The organism is Fischerella thermalis PCC 7521, from assembly GCF_000317225.1.
Classification (GTDB): Bacteria; Cyanobacteriota; Cyanobacteriia; order Cyanobacteriales; family Nostocaceae; genus Fischerella; species Fischerella thermalis.
In genome coordinates this window covers 75,097-94,095 of sequence record NZ_AJLL01000005.1, presented here as the reverse complement: position 1 = coordinate 94,095, position 18,999 = coordinate 75,097, and the positions used below count along the sequence as shown (strand labels likewise).

General features: G+C 41.6%; 12 protein-coding genes and 1 pseudogene. 5 read left to right on the top strand and 8 right to left on the bottom strand.

Annotation, left to right across the window (positions count from 1 at the left end; genetic code table 11):
• Positions 1-5: 5 nt before the first annotated feature.
• Positions 6-1,475, top strand: a complete 1,470-nt coding sequence (locus UYK_RS26620) for a CHAT domain-containing protein (protein WP_016870706.1) — start codon at positions 6-8, stop codon at positions 1,473-1,475.
• 48 nt (positions 1,476-1,523) lie between these two features.
• Positions 1,524-1,643: pseudogene (locus UYK_RS25845) on the top strand (Uma2 family endonuclease); the annotation flags it as partial.
• An 87-nt stretch (positions 1,644-1,730) separates the two neighbouring features.
• On the opposite strand, the gene UYK_RS0100570 reads toward UYK_RS25845, so the two are convergent.
• The gene (locus UYK_RS0100570) at positions 1,731-3,935 is read right to left on the bottom strand and encodes a glycoside hydrolase family 65 protein (RefSeq protein ID WP_016870705.1); all 2,205 of its coding nucleotides are present in this window, start codon (positions 3,933-3,935) and stop codon (positions 1,731-1,733) included.
• A gap of 708 nt (positions 3,936-4,643) precedes the next feature.
• Positions 4,644-5,315, bottom strand: coding sequence for an esterase/lipase family protein (locus tag UYK_RS0100565; RefSeq protein ID WP_009459586.1), 672 nt, complete (start codon positions 5,313-5,315; stop codon positions 4,644-4,646).
• A 557-nt stretch (positions 5,316-5,872) separates the two neighbouring features.
• On the opposite strand from UYK_RS0100565, the gene UYK_RS0100560 reads away from it, so the two are divergent.
• Positions 5,873-6,466, top strand: coding sequence for a hypothetical protein (locus UYK_RS0100560; RefSeq protein ID WP_009459587.1), 594 nt, complete (start codon positions 5,873-5,875; stop codon positions 6,464-6,466).
• 216 nt (positions 6,467-6,682) lie between these two features.
• Here the strand turns inward: UYK_RS0100560 and UYK_RS0100555 are convergent, their stop codons facing one another.
• Positions 6,683-7,786 (bottom strand): tetratricopeptide repeat protein, encoded by a 1,104-nt coding sequence (locus tag UYK_RS0100555; RefSeq protein ID WP_016870704.1) that lies wholly within the window; start codon positions 7,784-7,786, stop codon positions 6,683-6,685.
• Positions 7,787-7,789: 3 nt separating this feature from the next.
• Positions 7,790-8,521 carry a 16S rRNA (uracil(1498)-N(3))-methyltransferase gene (locus UYK_RS0100550; RefSeq protein ID WP_016870703.1) on the bottom strand — a complete coding sequence of 244 codons (732 nt, stop codon included), beginning with the start codon at positions 8,519-8,521 and terminating at the stop codon, positions 7,790-7,792.
• A gap of 294 nt (positions 8,522-8,815) precedes the next feature.
• Between UYK_RS0100550 and dacB the strand changes: the two genes are divergently transcribed.
• Positions 8,816-10,270: a D-alanyl-D-alanine carboxypeptidase/D-alanyl-D-alanine endopeptidase gene (dacB, locus tag UYK_RS0100545; protein ID WP_009459592.1), complete on the top strand. Its 1,455-nt coding sequence runs from the start codon at positions 8,816-8,818 to the stop codon at positions 10,268-10,270.
• A 202-nt stretch (positions 10,271-10,472) separates the two neighbouring features.
• Here dacB and UYK_RS0100540 read toward each other — a convergent pair whose 3' ends face one another.
• Positions 10,473-11,018, bottom strand: coding sequence for an NADPH-dependent FMN reductase (locus UYK_RS0100540; protein WP_016870702.1), 546 nt, complete (start codon positions 11,016-11,018; stop codon positions 10,473-10,475).
• Positions 11,019-11,623: 605 nt separating this feature from the next.
• Between UYK_RS0100540 and ftsH the strand changes: the two genes are divergently transcribed.
• The gene (ftsH, locus tag UYK_RS0100535; protein ID WP_009459600.1) at positions 11,624-13,540 is read left to right on the top strand and encodes an ATP-dependent zinc metalloprotease FtsH; all 1,917 of its coding nucleotides are present in this window, start codon (positions 11,624-11,626) and stop codon (positions 13,538-13,540) included.
• A gap of 179 nt (positions 13,541-13,719) precedes the next feature.
• On the opposite strand, the gene UYK_RS0100530 is transcribed toward ftsH, so the two are convergent.
• From UYK_RS0100530 to UYK_RS0100520, 3 genes are all read right to left on the bottom strand, one after another.
• Entirely contained in the window at positions 13,720-15,279 is a 1,560-nt protein-coding gene (locus tag UYK_RS0100530) for a beta-barrel domain-containing protein (protein ID WP_009459602.1), read from the bottom strand.
• Positions 15,280-15,386: 107 nt separating this feature from the next.
• Positions 15,387-18,011, bottom strand: coding sequence for a peptidase domain-containing ABC transporter (locus UYK_RS0100525; RefSeq protein ID WP_009459604.1), 2,625 nt, complete (start codon positions 18,009-18,011; stop codon positions 15,387-15,389).
• A gap of 145 nt (positions 18,012-18,156) precedes the next feature.
• Positions 18,157-18,912, bottom strand: a complete 756-nt coding sequence (locus tag UYK_RS0100520; protein WP_009459606.1) for a peptidylprolyl isomerase — start codon at positions 18,910-18,912, stop codon at positions 18,157-18,159.
• Positions 18,913-18,999 lie beyond the last annotated feature (87 nt).

Genomic DNA, 18,999 nt, shown 5'->3' with positions numbered 1-18,999 from the left:
GGTTATTGCGAGAAAAGGGAGAAAACAAAGGAGCGATCGCAGCTTACACCGCAGCTTATAATACTCTCCAATCCCTGCGTAGCGATTTAAATGCCAACAATCGAGATGTGCAGTTTAATTTTCTCCAAGAGGTTAAACCTGTTTATTTGGAACTAGCAGATTTATTACTAAAATCAAAACTGAGTGAACGTGAACTTAATTCTCTAGTAGTTGCAAATCCAAACATTAACCAAGCAAAATATGAGCAAAACCAGCCAAAAAATCCCTTAGAATTTGCCCGCCGGGTGATAGAGTCTTGGCAATTAGCAGAACTTGATAACTTCTTTCAAGACCCCTGCTCTCAGGAAACAGATGTGGCAGTTCAGATTGATCATATCGACTCCCAAGCAGCCGTTATCTATCCAATTATTTTTAAAGACCGCTTAGAAATTATTGTTTCTTTACCAGGAAAAAATTTACAGCAAGCTACCATTCCTATCAGTGAAGAACAAATTAATAACACCCTGGATCAACTTTATGACTACTTAGATAATGTCACAATCAGTAACTCTGCTCGCAACATTCTAGCCACTGCTAACCCAGATCCCGAAGAATTAAAAGAAAATATCCAAGCAATTTTACCTATATTAGGACAGCTTTATAACTGGTTAATTCAACCGATTGAGACACAGTTAAATGCGAATCAAATTAAAAATTTAGTCTTTGTAATGAACGGAAGATTGCAAAGAGTGCCAATGGCAGCCCTCTATAGCAATCAACAATATTTAATTGAAAAATATGGGATTGCTCTTGTTCCCAGTTTGCAACTGATTGACACCAAATTACTCAAGCGAAAAAATCTCAAAGTCTTAGCTGCTGGAGTTAGCAAGCAAATCCAAATCCAAGAAGAAATTTTTCCGGCGCTGGTAAATGTCCCAAAAGAATTAGATGAAATCAAACAAGCTTTTCCTGCTTCTCAAAAACTTCTCAATCAAGAATTTACCGCAACAACAATTCAAAATGAACTCAAATCTAATTTTCCTGTTGTTCACCTCGCAACTCACGGGTTATTTAGTTCTAATCCTGAAAGAAATTTTATTATCACCGGAGATGGTAAAAGTATCAGCATTAACGAGTTAAGTACTTTATTAAAAGAACAAGAGAACAATTTAGAATTACTGGTGTTAAGTGCTTGTGAAACTGCCACTGGTGATGAAAGAGCTATGTTAGGTTTAGCAGGAACAGCTGTGCGTTCGGGCGCACGCAGTACTCTTGCTACTCTCTGGCCTGTGAGTGATGCTTCCACCGCTCAACTCATGGGTGAATTTTATCAAGAGTTGAAAAAACCAGAAGTGCAGAAATTAAGTGCTTTGAGAACAGCTCAATTATCACAACTTGAGTCTATTCGCAGTCAGCCTTTATTCAAGCAATTGAAGTCTTTACCACCTCATCCTTATTTTTGGGCTTCTTACGTTTTAGTGGGTAATTGGCAATAAAGCTTAGTTAAGATCAAGATTCGCAACTAAAGCCCTGACTACCAAAAGATTTATTCTTTGGTAGATGATGAATATCAAATTAGCCAGTTTAGGAATGGCGATCGCATTCAATCCCCAATCTTTCCTGAGTTAAATTTAACTGCGGAGCAAATTTTTCAAGCTGGATAAGGGATAAACAATTATGGGTGCAAAAAAATTCCCCTCGTTCACTGGAGAATTGAGGGGAGTTTTGAGAATTCATTCAAGGGGTTTAATTTATTTCATCAGATCAAACTCATAAGTTTGGTTACGCCACTTCAACTTGAACTGCAAGCGTGTCCAGTTAGCTGGGAGATTCGGACAAGCAATGGGGCCAAATTGAGTCATCCGCACGCCACCAAACCCAAAGATGACTGCTTGCCATACTCCGCCTGCACTAGCTGCGTGAATACCTTCATGGGCGTTACGCCGCACATCTGCTAAGTCTACCATCGCTGCTCGTATAAAGTGAGTGTAAGCTTCTGCACTTTGGTTGAGGTCGCAAGCCAAGATTGCATGAATCGCCGGACCGAGAGAAGAACCATAGGTATGATCGGTGCGGGGACTGTAGTAGTCCCAGTTGGTTTGTAAAGTTTGTCGATCAAAGCGATCGCGCAGTAGGTACATTAACATTAATACATCTGGCTGCTTGAGAATTTGCTTTTGGCTAGTGGCTTCTACTCCCAATAATCCTTGCATGGATTTGGTACGGGGTTCGTAGTCAGCCAGGTTGACATACTCTAAGTTATAGAAGCCTTCAAATTGTTCAATCAAACCAGTTTCTAAATCCTGGTTAATGTAGATGTGCTTGGCTATCTTCGCCCACAGTTGTCTTTGTTCTGGCTGCAAGTCAAGTTTTTCTGCTAGTTTTGCTGCTGTGTCGGGATAGGACTTCACCAGCCAATCCCATAATGTCAGGGCAGTTTGCAAGTGCCACTGTATAAATAAGTTAGTGAAGGCATTGTTATCAACGCGATCGTGATTTTCATCTGGACCTATCACATCACGAATATCGTAACTGTGACGTTTTTGGTTCCACTCTACTCGGCTTTCCCAGAAAACCGCTGTATCTAAAATCATCTCTGCGCCATAGTCGCGCATCCATTGATCATCACCAGTCGTTTGCCAGTATTGCCAAGCACCGTAAGCAACATCCGTATTGATATGGACTTCAATATCACCGCACCAAATCCGGACTTGTTCACCATCGGGAGTTGGAACCCAGCGAGGCGTGACTTCATCTCCTGTGCTGGCACTTTCCCAAGCATAAAAAGCGCCCCTGTATCCCATTTCCTGGGCTTTGCGTCGCGCCCCACGTAAGGTATGGTAGCGGTAGTTGAGTAAGTTCCGTGCCAATGCTGGTTGAGTATGAATCAGTAAGGGGAGGATAAAGATTTCTGTATCCCAAAATATATGTCCGCTGTAAGCAAAGCCGGAAAGGGTTTTGGGAGGAATACTCACTGTGTCATCATGACGTGGTGCTACAGCTAGTATCTGAAAGAGATTGTAACGGACACTCAATTGAGCCAAGCGATCGCCTTCAATGACAATATCACTTTCTTGCCAAATTTGATCCCAAGCGGCTATATGGGCTGCTAGCAGAGTTGAATAGCTGGGTGCAGTAACTAAGCGAATGATAGCAGCTTCTGCTGGAGTTGATATTTCCCGTGAGGTGTAGACGGTGACAATTTTTTCGAGGGTGACGGTTTTGTCTGGTATAACTGCTAATTTTGTTATAAGTGTAGGACTATGCTGTTCAAGCTGATGTACATGCACGGTTGTAGTTTCTTCAGCTTCTACCACCAGTTTAGCTGCCATCCCTAGTTCAATAGCAGAATGGAGAGTTTTACTGTGCAACCAGATAGTATTATCTAAACCGCCTTGTTTCAAAGTTTGCCAATGTTTGACTCCTTGGGTATGGGGTTCGGGGTGAAACCCAACTTCTACCTCAACTTCACCCTCGAAGTCTACCGATGTAATCTGACATCTGCTTGCTAAAAAATGTTGATTTGCTAGACTTGCAAACCTTTGAAAATGAAATTCTAGGGTATGTCCAGCCGGACTGCGCCATCGCACATCCCGACTCACTATACCCAAACGTAAATCAAGACGACGTTCGTAGCTGAGAATTTCACCATAGTCCATGCGGAATCTTTCTCCAGCTACTTTGATGGTTAAGGGTAGCCAATTGGGGCAGTTTACCAACTCTGTTGTGGCGATCGCTACGTCATCATACACCCCATGAATCAAGGTTGCTGGACAATCCTGGGGATATCCTTCTTCAAAGGTACCCCGGGTTCCTAAATAGCCGTTACTAAGTGTGAAAACTGTTTCTTGATGATGTAGCTGAGTGGAGTCAAACTCCGTCTCAACAATATTCCAATCGCCAGATTCAACTAGTCGCTGATTTAGTTGGGAATTTTCGATGGTCAAGTCTAGCATGACAAATAAAGCCTATATTTTAGATTTTTCCGTTGATGAGAAAATAGAATGGTGACAATAATTAGGGGTTAAACTATTTTGGATTTTGCGAAAAGTTTGTAGACTTAGATCTTGCACCTACTTTTTCGTCCGCCAAGAAATAAATTTCACGAGTCTCAAAGCTCAAGTAAGCTAAAGCTTACTAGATATACATTTGAGTCCGTTTTAACGGACTTGGGCTATGAGGGTTGAACTTCAGTTCAAAGCGTACTTTCCGCTAGGGTGCTAGGTCTTCCGGCTTGGTATGTCCCAATGGCGAGGCTCAAAGCGTTTCAAGACGGACTTTAAATTCACCTCAATCCAAAGTTCACACTGTCTAGTCAGTTCTTCACTTTTCCCCAAAGTCAAGACTATTCTAAAATCTAAACAGAGAAAAAAGACGTGCAACTGAAAAATGGCGTTCCCGTTTTCATCTCCCCATAGAGAGATTTTCTTATTTTTTCAATAAAAAAAATCTAAAAATATAAAAAAAATACTAATTGATACATTTAGCAAACAAGTACAAGGATATATATATATTTATTAATCAAGTTCTGTAAATACTTTTTCGGACTCAAATCAGGCAAAAACTTTATTTAGCTATTTATATCTCTTTGAGAGATAGCAAGATTTATCTATAAGTTTAGACTTAAACAATTAAAATATTGACTCACTATAAGTAAAGTTTTTTTATTTTCCCGATTTGCTAGCGATCTGGGTATGTAACCAACTTGATGGAAATTGCTGTGTAGCGATCGCCGGAACTGGTTGTGTTAAAGCTTCTGTCACTGCTGACAAACTTCGCACATCAGTCAGCATCCACGCATGAGTCATTACTGGGACAATCACCTCTCGACCCACAGGTACTTGTGAACTATTCGCTGGGAGAATCATCAAATCATAGGGTGTCCAAATAGAGGTAAAATTGATCTGTGAAAGCATGTTAATGTCCTGATTCAAATCTCGTAAAAAAGCACTGTCAGGACGCATCTGCAAACAGCCAAGACCTGGATTACAATAGGCAACCCAAGTACCGTTGTGGGGTGAAGAAATGGTAACAAACCTCTGGACTCTTTGTATCCCTCCTAGTCGTTGGACATAATAACGGCTGACAATCCCACCCATACTGAAGCCAACTAAATCTATTGGTTGTTGTGGTACAAAGGTAGTATCAACAAAGTCAGCAACTTGTTGTGCCAAAGTACCTAAACTGGCATGACCAGTATTAGGAATCAAATCCAGGTCATATACACTCCAACCCTTTTGTGTCAAGTAAGGAATAATTTTGTCAAAAACTCGACCTGTGTCAAAAATGCCATGCACCAATACAACGGGATTACGTCTGTAAGTTAATTTATCCATCTCGAAAATCAGGATTATATAGAATCTAGAAAAAATCTAACTGAGCATTACCACTATCCTCATGCTAGCTATGACACTCTTCCTACTGGTTTAAGACCAAGTAGCATTTAAAGGTGATCATTATCAGTTTCATTACTGGGTAGAAGTCATAAGGGTTTAGGCGATTTGCCCTCTGGCTTCTGCCTCCTGCTTCCTGCCTGTTCCCTTATGTTACGTATAATGAGAGTAAACGTTAAATTTTGTTAAACTGGCTTTCAGAATGTTGCTCTCATATCCCGAAAAATTTAATAATTGATTTTAAGTATCAGCAATTTCAAACCCTTGAGATAAAAAGCTTATAGCATTTTCCAGACCGCCGTTACTTATTTTGGGCATTTGTAAAAACAAATGATAAACGGTGCTGGAATTAGCATTTACGCATAACGAAGAGCCTAAAAAAATAATTGATTGCAAAAGTTTGAGGTCAACCTAGCAATAACTCTAAGAAATGTAATAATTTTCTCTAATTTTTAATGAAAGTACTCAAATTTCAGGTATAAAAGACAGGAGAAATTGTAATGTTCGGTTTTATCAAAAATTTAATTACTGGAATTATGAAATTCATCACTGGGCTTCTCCCTGGCAAGAAAAAAGGCAATGGTTATTATCTGGAACTGAAAGAAGAAGCTGAAACTACACCACCAGTTGCTGCGGCTAAAGCTACTGCTGAAAAAGTTGCCGCTGTTGCAAAGAGTGCAGCCGATAAAGTGACTGAGCTAACTGAGAGTGAAGCCGATAAAGCCGTTGCTGAAACTAATGGTGCGAAACAATCACCAGCACCAGTTGCAGCTGCTCCAGAAACATCTAACGGAGCAAAAGATGTTAAGAAACCTTCTCGTAAAACCTCAATTAAATCAGCGAAAAAAGCTAAAGCAGAAGCTAAGCCTGAATCCACGGTTGAGCTAGTACAAACAGCTGAAGGCGTGACGATAGAGGTTAAAGAAGACAAAGCACCCGCAGTTGCAGCTAAGGCGCAGCCAACAGAAACAACCTTCGCACCCAAGTACTTGATGCCTACTAGTACAAATGGTCGTCGTCGTCCCGGAGCGAATATGAATTCTTTCCTAGAGATGGCGCGTCAGGTGAAAACTCCTGCTAATAAATCAAAATAAGTAGGTCGTCATTTGTTATTTGTCATTGGCTAGGGGCAAAGCATTTGTACTAGTCAATTCAGTTTTGATGTCAAGATACACATACAAATGCTTTGCCCTTACAGGTTGATTTACTTCTCCTAACTTGCATTACGCTTGTTTCCACTTACCTAATGAATAAAAGCAAAATGAGATCTTAAGAATAGTAGGTGTTTTTCACCTACTATTTTTTGATGTTTATGCTTTTGCACAAAGAAAAGCTAATCCACTATATAACTGAAAAGCTGAGTCCCAATTAGTTTTTTCTTGGCGAAATAGATGTATGTGAGATTGAATATGATTCAGCAGTTCTGTTTGATCTAGTACTGTTTCTGCAAATGGTGTGAAGTCTGACCAAATTTTAATTTGAAATAATTTTTGATCCAGAAAGCCAACTAAATTATTCCAATTAATTCTAATAGTATTTTGGCTGGATTGGGAAGTAATTTTTATTCCTTGCTGAAATTTGTAACCATGATCATAAAGTCGCAATATACAACGTCTTTTTGGTAAATGTAAATCGTAAAATTGAAAATAATCTTGGGTTTGAGTTTTCCGTTCTAATTGGCGGCGAGCATTAACATCTACAACTTCTTCAAAAATTGGTAAGATTCCCTGTACCCGTCCTTTGACTTCTTGCCAGTCAAAGCTGAGAGAACCAAGTTGATGAGCTTGATTGCGACAAATAACGGTAGCTGTAGGCGTTGATTCCGTAAAATACTCGACATGAAAAACTTGAATTTTGGCGATGTCAGTTAATTTTGCCCAAAAACAAGGAATACCTGCATTCTTTAACTGTTCACCATAGAATTTAAGTTCTCCGATTGCACCACTACGATATAAACGCCAGCCACGACTAGGTAAGAGTAAGCGGGCGCTGTAGGAGTCTAGTTGCATTATCTGAGCAAATTTTGGTGCTGCTTGGGTTTTCAGTTCATTACTGACCGGTTCTAAAATCAATACACCTGGTTGAGCATCATCAGGATGAACCGTTGCTTGAGCGATCGCGCGGATTCTTTCTTCCTGCTCAATTTCCGACAGTCGTTGCAATCCTTGTCTGGCTTGGGTGACAATCTTAGCATTAGTTATATCTTGCAGCAGTCGTCGATAAACTTTTTCAGCTTCTTGCAGTTTTCCAGATACTTCATACAAACGTCCGATATAAAATTGCACCCAAGGATCTTTTGGTGATTTTTTCGATAATTGTTTAAGTAACTTTGCGGCTTTTTTATAGTCTTTTTCCTGAAAAGCAACAGCAATTTGCTCAATCATGTATAAATTTTCAACTTCTAATTTATACATCCTTTATATCTCATGAGCAGCTGCAACCAAAGATAAAGCTACAATTGGCGCTGTCACAGCCCTCAGAATCCGCCTTCCTAAAGAAACAGGACGGAATCCAGCCTGAATTGCATCTTCAATTTCTGTTTCCGTCCATCCTCCTTCCGGACCAGTGGCAACTACAATTGTTTTCTCGTCATTAAGATTACTCTCTCCATCTTCTCTCTTTTGCAAGCAGCTGAGCAAATGCGGATAATCACCACGCGCCTCGCAAATATATTTCTTATTAGCTACTAACGACAAACTATTACTAAAAGATAGTGGCTCGAGAATCGTCGGTACCGTAGTCCGTTCTGATTGTTCCGCTGCTTCCTTCGCAATCCGCCGCCAGCGTTCTAATTTTTGGGGACTGGGATTGAGCAAAGTGCGATCGCTTACCACCGGAGCAAAACAAGTTACACCTAATTCAGTACAATACCGGACAACTTCATCAAATCCACTTCCTTTTGGCAAAGCTACAATTAGGGTTACAGCTATAGGTAACTCGGTTTCTACGGAAATTAATTGTAAAACTTGGGCTTCCGTACCTAATAGCTTTGCCAACCACCATTTACCCATCCCGTCCATAGCGATAAAGCGATCGCCCGACTGAAGACGCAACACCCGACAAAGATAATGCTGTTGTTCAGTAGTCAGAGTAATGTGTTCATCGTGGAATTGAGAAAATGCGATCGTGATTCGTTGTAGTTGTGGCATTGCTAAACAGACTTTTGCATCAACAGATATAGCACTTCTCCTAATATGCCTCGGTTAAGGTGTAAAGGTAAAAGGTGTCTCTCTATTGTTTTATTTAATACTTACCGGAAAAACGAACCACAGAGAAATAAGAGTGAGAGTTTTTTGCATAAATCCTAAACTTTTTCTTAACAAAGACTCTTGGCTAACACAAGAAAAGCTTTATCTATATTCATCTGTGTTCGTTTTTATCCCACACCCAACTGAAACCGCTATAGTTTTTCTGAGAAATCAGAATTACACAAATTCAGACTAATGCCTCAAAAATCCTCCTGTATCTTTCTACTATTATTTTTTAGTATCCATCTGAATATCAACCAGCAACTAGCAAAAGCACAAACACCCACACCAACAGCACCAATTTGCCCAACCCAGCTAAAAACCACTATCGATGCTGTCACTAATCGTCCCCTCTTTAGTCGAGCACGCTGGGGAATTTTGGTTCAAAATCTTGGCTCCAACCAAACACTCTACAGTCAAGATGCCCACAAATATTTTACCCCTGCTTCCAACACCAAACTCCTGACCACGGCAGCAGCATTGCAACAACTGGGTGAAAATTATCGCTTTCGCACATCCATATATAGAGGTAGCAATAATTTCTTATATATTGTGGGTAGAGGAGATCCTAGTCTCACTGACGCCCAATTAAGAATACTAGCAAAACAATTAAAACAAAAAAGTATTACCCAAATTCAGCAGCTAGTAGTAGACGATCGCTACATTCGGGGCGATCTTGTTCCTTCCAGCTGGCAATGGGAAGACATATACTCAGATTATGGCGCACCAGTTGGCAGCGTAATTCTCAATCAAAACACTTTTAGCTTCAATCTGTTACCACAAACCTTAGGCAAACCTGCACTCATCTCCTGGACAGATGCTGACGAAGCCAAACAGTGGCGGGTAATTAATCAATCCGTGACAGTTGCACAAAATCAACCAAACTCCATCAAAGTCACCCGCGAACTATCAGGAAATGTGTTGCGAATTCAAGGACAACTCGCCGCAAATTCTCAACCTTATCTAGTGACTTTACCAGTAGTTGACCCCAACTATTACTTTTTGCGACGCTTTCGTAGTGCTTTAGCAGCCGAAAACATCACCTTAGGACGGACATCAATAGGAATTTATGCAAATAATCAACAGGAAGTAGCAGCAGTACTTTCCCCACCTTTATCTAAATTGTTAATAGAAATAAACCAGAATAGTAATAATCTTTATGCTGAAGCAATATTAAGAGCATTAGCCATCAAAAAAACCCCACTTCCCAATCAAGCTACAGCAGATACAGCGTTGGAAGTTTTGAAAACAACTTTAACTCAGATGGGAGTCAATTCTACTGGTTATGCACTAGTAGATGGTTCCGGCTTGTCTCGCAAAAACTTAATTAGTCCAGAAGCATTAGTACAAACCTTGCAAGCAATGGCCAATTCACCGCAAGCATCTATTTTTCGTGCTTCCCTACCTGTCGCAGGCGTGAATGGCACTTTAAAAAACCGCTTTCAGAATACACCAGCAGCAAAAATTGTCCAGGCAAAAACAGGAACTCTAACTGGTGCAATTTCCCTTTCCGGCTACATAAATCCACCAAAATATCGGCCTTTGGTTTTTAGTATTATCGTCAATCAAACCGATCAACCCGCCAGCATTGTACGTAAAGCAATAGATGAAATAGTTGTGTCATTAGCACAATTGCAACGTTGTCAATGAGAAACCTTCGTAGTGAGGACTTTGATTCCTCTAACTTGAAAAAAGGCATAGCCTCCCAAATAAAATTTTCTTGGTGTCTTAGTGTCTTAGTGTTTCAAAAATAATTTTATTCACCACAAAGACACAAAGACACAAAGAAGAGCAATAACTAATATCAAGTTCGTTAGGTTGGGTTTCTCAACCCAACTTAAGTGGATTCTTACTAAGAGACTTCTCGTAGCTTGCGGGTATTATCCACCAAGCTCTGAGCAAACTGATCAAATCTTTGGGCAAGCTTTTCATCCAATAATTTACCTTCAGGGCTGAAAGCTTTCCACGCTTGTCCAATAGCAATTTGTTCGGGAATCACCCAACCGTGTACCCAGCGCATAATGATTCTCAAATCATTCAAGGCGTTGCTATTAGGTTGTCCCCCCAACACACTAATTAATCCTGTGACTTTACCAGACAAATGCTCAAAACTCATCAAATCTAAAGCATTTTTTAAAACACCACTGATACTACCGTGATATTCCGGTGTCGCCAAAATTAGCCCATCAGCACGACTCACGGCATTTTGCAACTTTTGCACATCTGGATAATCTGGATACTCCTGTTCCCCGTTACAAAACGGCAACTGCATTTCCCGTAAATCCAGTATTTCCACTTCTGCATCTAAAGCTTCTACCCGTTGGGCTGCTAAACGTAAGGCGATTTGACTGTAGGAGTCTGCCCTTAAACTGCCACCAATGCCAACTATTTTTACCATAATTAATCATCCAGCGACGAATTAACTTCAATAAGCAATAATCATGAACTGCATACATCAGAATTTGTTGTTAGTTGTTCGCTACTCCCCACACTCCACGCCAGTTGCTCTTTGTTGGAAACCAACAAGACCGCACTGGCTCGCCCACTCCTACACCCCTTCTGAGGTTAGCAAACTACCTGGAGATGTATCTTGAAAAACGGAATCATTATGACTATGAATTATATCTTAACTATATATAATTCGGCTTGTCAAATTTTGGTTCAAGCAATATTTTTATGATTAAAGAGTTAATAATTTCTTACGAGGCTAGTTTTTTGTCAAAAAATTTACTCTTATGTCTGACTCTAGTTGGAAAAAGCTTTAAATTGTAAGTTAATTGCCCTTGAGCAAAGTAAAATCAAGATTCTGCAAAAATTATGGGTGATGCTTACCCTGGAACTAGTGGTTAGTATTTCACGTTTACAAGTATGAGTAGAAAAACTTGGGAATGAGTTTTTGTCAGAGCTACACTAGAGTGAGAAAAGGTTATTTCTACTCTTTCTAAAAATAAAGCCATACAAAACCAGCGCTCAGCTCGTGGCAGCGGATTAAGGGTAATTCTTATGAGAAGTTTTGAGAAAAAGGTGTCCAAAAAACAGCGACCGACAAAACGTGCAGCTTTAGCAGGGGCGTTGGTAGCTGGTCTAATCATGTTACCAGGATTTGTGGAGGGAACTCCTCCTGCTTTGGCACAAAAAACAGAACAGCAGCAGGACAACAACACTCTTACCTATGGTAGACTGCTCCAAAAAATTGAAAATGGAGAAGTCGCCAGGGTAGACTTGGATGAAACCGAAAAGGTAGCAGATGTGTATTTAAAGGGGACAGAGAATACTCAACCTCTGCGTGTAAAGCTTTTGGATCAAAACCCAGAGTTGATTGCCCTACTTAAAGCAAAAAGAGTTGAGTTTGATGAGGTTTCCTCTGCTAACAGTAGAGCTGCTGTTGGTCTTTTGCTCAACCTCATGTGGATTTTGCCACTGGTTGCTTTGATGTTATTGTTCCTACGCCGCTCTACAAATGCTTCAAGCCAAGCCATGAATTTTGGTAAATCCAGAGCCCGCTTTCAAATGGAAGCCAAAACTGGTATCAAATTCGATGATGTCGCTGGTATTGAAGAAGCCAAAGAAGAACTGCAAGAAGTTGTTACCTTCCTCAAACAGCCAGAAAAATTTACTGCTGTTGGCGCACGTATTCCCAAAGGAGTGCTGTTAGTAGGTCCTCCAGGTACTGGTAAAACTTTATTAGCAAAAGCCATTGCTGGTGAAGCAGCCGTTCCCTTCTTTAGCATTTCCGGTTCAGAATTTGTGGAAATGTTTGTTGGTGTGGGTGCGTCTCGCGTCCGTGACTTATTCAAAAAAGCCAAAGATAACGCCCCTTGTTTGATATTTATCGATGAAATTGATGCCGTTGGTAGACAAAGAGGTGCTGGTATCGGTGGTGGTAACGACGAACGAGAACAAACCCTCAACCAACTATTGACAGAGATGGATGGTTTTGAAGGTAATACTGGTATTATTATTATTGCTGCTACTAACCGCCCAGATGTTTTGGATGCAGCATTACTCAGACCCGGAAGATTTGACCGCCAGGTAATTGTTGATGCGCCAGATAGGAAAGGGCGGTTGGAAATTTTAAAAGTCCACGCTCGTAATAAAAAGGTTGATCCAGCAGTTTCCTTAGAAGTGGTTGCACGCCGCACTCCTGGTTTTACAGGGGCAGATTTAGCCAACTTGCTAAATGAAGCAGCAATTTTGACAGCACGTAGACGCAAAGATTCTATTACACAGATAGAAATTGATGATGCTATTGATAGGCTGACAATTGGGTTAACTCTTAACCCATTGTTAGATAGCAACAAAAAGCGATTAATTGCCTACCACGAGGTGGGACATGCTTTGTTGGCTACACTTTTGCCCCACGCCGACCCCTTAAATAAAGTCACAATTATTCCCCGTTCTGGTGGAGTAGGTGGTTTCTCTCAGCAAATTCTCAATGAAGAGATGATAGATAGCGGTCTTTACACTCGTGCTTGGATACAAGACAACATTACTATGACACTGGGAGGCAAAGCCGCAGAAGCAGAAGTATTTGGAGAGTCTGAAGTTACAGGTGGTGCGAGTAACGATTTAAAAATGGTTACTAATCTAGCTCGAAAGATGGTGACTATGTATGGGATGTCTGACCTGGGACTAGTGGCTTTGGAAACTCAAAATAGTGATGTCTTCTTGGGTAGAGATTGGGTCAACCGCAACGAATATTCAGAAGAGATGGCTACCAAGATTGATAGACAAGTGCGGGAGATGGCTATTTCTTGTTACCAACAAGCCCGCAAAATTATCCGTGAAAACCGAGCGCTAGTAGACCGTCTAGTAGACTTGTTGGTAGAACAAGAGACTATAGAAGGAGAGCAATTCCGCAAAATTGTTGCTGAGTATACTCAGTTACCTGAAAAACAACAATTGGTGGTTAGTGGTTAGTTGTTGGTTGATTGTTGTTTGTTGGTGGGGTAACAAGTCAAAATTCAAATGCAAGAGTTTGAGTCAAGGGAAAAACTTGATGATGGGGAGATTTATGAATACAGTCTCCCATAATCCTATCTGATGAACGTCCCTTAAACCATCTCAACTTGACCCGAATTTTACAATCCAAAATCCTATTACCTAACAAACTTCAAACTTTCCATCTTCTTGGTAAACAGGTCAGTAAAAATACTAGCAACGTTGCGTTTGCGAAGTTTGATATTGGTACTTACCGACATCCCTGATTGCAGATTAACTTTGCGATCGTTAATCATTAAATGTTGACGTTCAAGAACGACTTTGGCGGGAAATCTGTAGAAGGGATAAATATTATCAGGGGGTAGGGCGTCGGAACCAACCCAGACTAGTTTACCTTTGATATCCCCAAATTCACTGTAAGGAAAGGAATCAATTCTCACATCAACATTCATGCCTTCTTTGACAAAGCCGATATCGCGGTTAGTAATAAAGACTTTGGCAACCAGGGATTGATTGGGAACTATTTTGAGAATTGGCGCTGAAGAGTTAGTTACATAGCCAGGATTACGGGCTTGTAAGTCGAACACTGTACCCGAAACAGGAGCTTTGAGTTCTTGGTAACGTAGGTTTTGCTGGGTTTTGCTGATTTGACTATCAATTTGGGCAATTTGCTGCTCATTGTCAACAATTGCTTTAGTTAATTGACTATCAATTTCTGCAATCCGTTTTTGATTGTCAGCAATTTTAGTTAGTAACTCATTTTTATTCAGGGCGATCGCATTTTCTACCTTTTCTTGTGCTTGTGTAATTGCATACTGGAGTCGTTTTTCTTCTTCTAAAAGTCGATCTACCTCTGCTTGTCGACTCAGGAATTGCTGCTGCTGCTTGTAATACTGATTCCTAGCAATTCCTCCCTCATTGGCCAACACAGTCAAATCTGTGAGAATAGTTTTTTCGACAGCCAGTAATTCTTTGGCACTAACCAACTGGACTTGAGTTTGTTTCAACTGCTTTTGCAATTGATCAACTTCTAACTTAGCAGCACTAATGCGCGATCGCACCTCTGATTGGGCAGACTGCAACCGTTGGAGTTGTTCTGGGGTTAATCCTGCACCAGTTTCAGCACCTTGTAATTGCAGGCGATACAGTTGATTTTCGGCAACCAATTCTGCCCTATGTTGTGTCAAAAAAACTCGTTGAGGAGGTAACGATGTCAGCAGTTGCGTATTTGGGGAAGTTTTACCACCCATTTGCATTTGGTAATACTGATTTTCTGCCATCAAAGCGGCGCGAATTTTTCGCAGTGATGTTTGTTCAGCATTATCAACCGTTGGATCAAGAGCCAGCAATAAGTCACCTTGTTTGACTTGTTGCCCATCTTTGACCAAAATCCTTTTGGCTACACCCGCAACAGGTGCTTGCACTTCCGTAACAGATCCTTCTGGTTCGAGTTTACCTTGAGCGGGAATCGCCTCTTCAAATTGTGCCACAGAAGCCCAGATTACCCCAGCGGTAGTCATGCTGATCAAAGTCCAAACTACCGCCCTGGGCAAAATCGACGACTGTCGTAACACCACAGGCTGATCAAACCGTTTGAGTGTCGGTGATACATCAAGGGAAGGAGTTGCTAAGGATGTACCGCCCTGAGTCGAAACAGCGGTTTTACCGTTGTTTCCATGACCATTAGAGTGAGAATGGGAAGCGTTGGAATTATTCATGGGGAGGTTGGGGAGTGTGGGGAGAGGGGGGAGTCAATAATAAATTAACTGCTAACTAGTAACAACTAACCACTAACAACCAACAACAAACAACCAATAACCAACAACTAACTACTAACTACTAACCCATCCTGTTGTTGATACAGGTGGTAGTAAAGACCGCGTTTGTGCATAAGTTGAGTATGGGTACCGCGTTCTGCTACTTTGCCTTGGTGCATGAGTACAATTTCATCTGCTTGTTGAATTGTGCTGAGGCGGTGGGTGATGATGAACATAGTTCGTCCTCGGAAAGCTTGGATTAAGTTAGTACATACTTGCCGTTCGGTGTCGTAGTCGAGGGCGCTAGTGGCTTCGTCCAAAATTAATAATTGGGGATTTTGCAGAATAGTACGGGCGATCGCGATCCGTTGTCTTTGTCCTCCCGACAGTGCGGAACCGCGTTCACCAACGCGTGTTTTGTAACCGTTGGGTAAGTTCATGATGAAGTCGTGGGCGACTGCAAGTTTAGCAGCAGTGATCACTTCTTCGCTGGTAGCATCAGGGTTAGTAAGGGCAATATTTTCTAGAACTGTGCCGTCAAATAACAACGTGTCTTGGGGGATAATGCCAATTTGCGATCGCAGTGAATACAATTCGACTTTACTAATGTCGTAACCATCGATGAGAATTCGACCTGCGTTTGGTTCATACAGACGCGGTAGCAATTTCATCAACGTACTTTTACCAGAACCACTCATCCCGACGATTCCTACCACCCTTTGAGCCGGAAACGCTAAATTAATATTGTCTAATTGCAGTGAACCGCTTGTGGAAAACCGGAAAGAGACGTTTTCGTAGGTAACAGCGCCCTGAATGAGGGGCATGGGAATATTATCTTGGTCGGCTTGTGTGACTTCCTGGGGCGTATCGACAATATCACTCAGACGTTCCAAAGACAAGGCTGTTTGTTGGAAATTTTGCCATAATTGTAGTAAACGCAACAATGGACTAGTAACATACCCCGCAATAATACGGAAAGCAATTAATTGACCTAGTGAGAGTTCGCCCTTGAGTACTAAGTATGCACCGACCCACAGCACCAGTAACCCAGAAAGTTGATTGAGAAAATTACTTGCCGAACCAGCAGCAGTAGAAGTCACTACAGTTTTAAAGCCAGATGAAACATAGCGGGCATAGTGTTCTTGCCATTGCCAACGGGTACGTAACTCTATATTTTGGGCTTTAACAGTCTGAATACCAGAAAGAACTTCTACTAAATAAGATTGGGTTTCGGCATTGCGTTCGGCTTTTTCCCGCAGTTGTCGCCTAACTATTGGTGCTGCTATGAAGCTAAGCAGGGCAAACAAAGGAATAGTAGATAAAGATACCAGTGTCAACACCCAGCTATAGATAAACATGACAATGATGTAGATCACCGAAAAGACAGAATCTAACACCACAGTCAAAGCTGTTCCCGTGAGAAAGGAGCGGATGTTTTCTAATTCATTTACCCTAGTTGCTAATTCTCCCACCGGATGGCGATCAAAGTAACGCAGAGGTAAACGCAACAAGTGATCAATAATTTCTGAACCCAAGGCTAAGTCAATTCTATTGGTAGCTTCTGCAAATAAGTAAGTCCGCAAAGTACCGAGAACTGCCTCAAAAATCGCTGCTAACAGTAAAAATATACCCAACACTTGCAAAGTGTCGATACTGTTTTGCACCAAAACCTTATCGATGATCACTTGAATCATCAACGGGTTGGCAAGTCCAAACAACTGCACAAAAAACGAAGCTACCAGAACCTCCAATAAAACTGTGCGGTGACGGTTAAGCGAAGGTAAAAACCAACTCAACCCGAATTTTTGTTGCGGCGTCGCTGCGGTCTTTGTGAGTAAAAGAACCTGCCCTTGTTCACCCCAGTTTTTGAGGAACTCAGCCATTTTTTGACGAACAATACCGCCTTCTGGTACACCCAACACCACTTTTGCATCGCTCGTTTCATAGATCACCGCCATGCTATCTTGCCAGTGAATCAAAGCTGGTGTCGGTAAACGATTCATCGCCTTAGCTGGGACACTCACCAATTGCGCCTTCAATCCCATGAAATCAGCAATTGCTCCACACAATTGCAGAGAAGCTGGTTTAGTTGAATCTTTTTGATTATTGGCGATCGCTTTGCGAATAACCTCCCGGCGAAATGGCATCCCGAAATACTGACTCACCATCTGTAAACAGGCTAGGGTAGCATTGCGGGAAGATTCGCGGATGTGGGGGTATTTTTTGGTGGGGCGATGGGGAGGTGAGGTAGTAGGGGGAGTAACTTTTGAGTCTTTACTATTGACAACAGTTGACTCCATGAAATAAGCTTTTAGCGCTGGTTCTTCTGCTAGCAAAGTCAAGAATTCCTGATGTGGAAGCACAAGACAGAGAGTTTCCTCATCACAAGCCATGACTTTTTCACAGGGAACACCCCGTAACAAGCTTTTCCACCCTACAATTTCTCCCGGTTGTAATCGTTGCAATGTCACGGGTATATTGCTTTGGGGATCATGGCCGATCAGTCTCGCCTGTCCTGTATAGATGATTGCTACATCAGGTGGTAGCTCTTGCAGTGGTAGGATAGCTTGTCCCATCCTATAACGCCGCACTTCCAATCTCTTGCATAATTGCTGCAATTTGACAAGAGATAACTTTTCAAAGGGTGGGATACCTAATAAAAAGGTTTCGATTGCACTGGGAGTTTGGGTCATAAAGCGAGGAGCAATTATCAAAATGCGAACAACAATGAATTACAATCACCAATCACCCACCAACGAAAAATCTATCTGTGTCTATCTGTGTGCATCGGTGTGCATCGGTGGTCGATTTCCAAAAAAAGACTTTTTCATCACTGAATTACATTGGCAGTAAATTTCCATCCTCTTGACAGTCATTCATCGGGTTTAATTCTGCAACTTGTTGTCCCAACCACTTGAGAAACAATTCATGGCGCAACTGCCAACGAGTGACATCATTTAACTCAGCAAAAAGTATCTTTTCCAACCTGAGGATGACAAACCACTGGTCTATAGGTGTGGGTGGTAAAAGCTGTCCTGGCTGGGTGACACTTAGCAATTTTGCCAAGGAGGGGTGCAGTTTACCTAGTTCTACTGGCCCAACAATACCTTTAGTGCGGGCTTCTTGCCCTGTAGAATATTTGGGAGCAAGTTCCGCAAAAGATTGCTCCCCTGCTTGCAAACGGAAGTAAAGTTCTTGGGCAATACCACTATCTTTGGTACGAATAACAGAATAAATTACCCGATCAAGTTGGGGTTTACGCTTCTCGAAGTAAGCATCGATCTGAGTTTCCCAAGTAGCTTGCTTAAACTTTTCTAGCCGTAATGCTCGTGTTACTAATTTGCGGACTTGTTCAGGAGTCATACCACGACGGCGTAACCAAGCTTGACGTTCAGCGTCTGTTTTTAAGCTTTGCTGTAAGTAAAATGCTTGACAGGCTTTTTCTGCTTCTTCTGGTGTGCAACCAAACGGTGCGATCGCCTGATCTATGATCATTTCTCGCAACAGTTGTGGCAATAACTGGTAGTTTGCCAGCAAAGGCACAATTTCTTCAGCCGTAACTTTTTGTTCGCGAACTTGTAGAATTACGCTCATTATTAAGGGATTGGGGATTGGGTGGAGTGTGTAGACGCGCTCAAGCGGCTTCCCTTAGGGTGGAGTGGGGGGAGAAATTGCTTCCTT